Source organism: Corallococcus terminator (assembly GCF_003611635.1).
Classification (GTDB): Bacteria; Myxococcota; Myxococcia; order Myxococcales; family Myxococcaceae; genus Corallococcus; species Corallococcus terminator.
Window position 1 is genome coordinate 1 of sequence record NZ_RAVZ01000631.1, and the last position, 2058, is coordinate 2058.

The following is a 2058-nucleotide window of genomic DNA, read 5'->3' on the forward strand; positions in this document are numbered from 1 at the left end:
GGCTGGGGCTTGCGGGAGCCCCCGCCACGGGCGCGTTCGGATCATACCGGGGCAGTGGCGGCGCCGGGGGGACGGTGTCCAGGCCCAGCCGCCACACGGCGACGGCGAAGATGAAGAGGCCCACCCCAGCGATGCCGGCGCAGATGAACAGCAGGCGCTTGCGGCGCGCCACCATGTCCACCGCCTGCATGCGCGGCGTCTCCACCGTGTCGAAGCGCTGGGCCACCGGCAGGTGCCGGTCGGACGGCGCGGGCACCGCCATGTCGGAGCGCCAACCGCCATCATCCCGGCCCTGGGCGGCGCGGCGTGACGCTCCGCTGCCGGGTTCGGCGGGAAGGGCCTCGGTGGGCTCGGCGCGGCCCCGGCGCTCCTGGCGGGGCGGCTCCGCGCCTTCGGGACTCCGGTTCGCACCCGGCGGGGAAGCTCCGGCGGACGGAAGGGCCAGGGTCTCCTGGACGGGAGAGCGGCCGGCGGCACCGCGCGCGGGGCGCAGGGCCGCGCGCCGTTCGGAGGGCGCGGGCGCTTCGTCCGACCCCAGCGGCGGCGGCGTGGAGAAGTCCTCCACCACCTTCATGCGCGGGTTGCGACCGACGCGCGTGCCCGAGTGCCCATCCGCGCCGCCCTGGGGGGTGACCTGCCGGCGGGACTTCTGCGCGAGCACGCCCGGGGGCGCGTCCCAGCCCTGCTCCAGGGGGCCCGCATGGGCTGGGTCGGTGGCCCGCCCTTCCCTCGCGGCGAGCGAAGGCGCGGCGTCCTCCGGGCCGTCGTCGTACGGAAGGGAATCCGGCGCGTAGTCCTCCGGGCGGAACTCCTCGAAGGCGGGTGCGGCTTCCTGCGTGTTGGCGGAGGCCTCCTCTTCCGTGGGCGCGCGCGTGTACGGCATGCGCTGGACGATGGACGCCTCGTGCTCTTCCGCGTGCAGGTCCTCCATCTCCGCGCCGGAGATGGGCTCCAGGTGGAAGGGCTCCGCGAACGGCACGGGGCCGGGCACGGCGATGCTCACCTCGTTCGGGAACAGCTCCGACACGAAGCGCGCCACGTCCTGCGCGCCGGGCAGACCGCCGCCCGTGGAGAGGAAGTTGCGCAGGGCCTGGGCGAACTCGCCGCACGAGCGGAAGCGCCGCTGGGGCGCGGGGTCCAACGCGCGCATCACCGCCGGATCCAACCGCGCGTTGATCCGCCGGTCCAACCGGCTGGGGGGCGGCAGGGCTTCGCGGCGGGTGCTCACCCCGCTGCCGGGCACCACGGCCTCGCGCAGCGTGAGCAGCTCGTAGGCGATGGCGCCCAGCGAGTACACGTCGGACGCCTCCGTGGGCGGCTCGCCCCGCGTCACCTCCGGCGCCCGGTACGCGCTGCGTCCGCGATGCGCGAAGGTGCGCTTGAGCTGGGGCACGGAGAGCAGCGCCTGGAGCGCGCCGAAGTCGCAGATGGCCGGGTAGCCTTCGCGGGACAGCAGCAGGTTGCCGGGGGTCAGGGCCCCGTGGACGACGCCCGCGTCGTGGGCCAACTGCACCGCGTCCGCCAACTGGATGACGATGGACAGCGCCACGGTGGGCGGCAGCAGCACTTCCTTCGTGTTGAGGCGCTGGAGCGCGACGCCCAACGTGAAGCCATCCACGTCCTCGCGCACCACCGCGAGCCGCTGGCGCACGAAGCCCAGGTCCACGACGTGGAGGATGCCCGGGTGGCGCACGGGCTGGAGCCGCCGGACGGTCTCCGCGAGCTGGCGGGCGTAGGCGGGGTCGGAGGTGCGCTGCAGGAACAGCTTCACCGCGACGGGGATGGTGGGGACGAGCAGGGCCTCGTACAGCTCCGCCAGGTCGCCCGCTTCGGTGCGGCCAATGAGTCGGTACGTCCCGCTCATCGCGTCTTCCGCGCCGTCTTCGCGGCGGACGTTCGGGGACGGCGGGCCACTGCGGCGAACACGAAGCCGCACCACACGCACGACTCACCGCGTCGGCCCCGGGGAAGCTCCAGGGTGCACCCGGGGCAGCGCGGCCGGGCGCGGCCTGCGCCGACCCTGGCGGTGGCGGCGGAGACGCTGGGGCGGGAGCGGAC

Annotated in this window: 1 protein-coding gene and 1 pseudogene; both read right to left on the bottom strand. The window is 75.2% G+C overall.

The genetic code is table 11. The annotated features are described in order from the left end of the window. Positions 1-1864: serine/threonine-protein kinase (locus tag D7V88_RS40930; RefSeq protein WP_147449129.1), on the bottom strand; the 1864-nt coding region annotated here is incomplete at its 3' end. Then, positions 1861-2058, bottom strand: a pseudogene (locus D7V88_RS44035) (hypothetical protein); the annotation flags it as partial. The pseudogene D7V88_RS44035 and the gene D7V88_RS40930, both read right to left, overlap by 4 nt.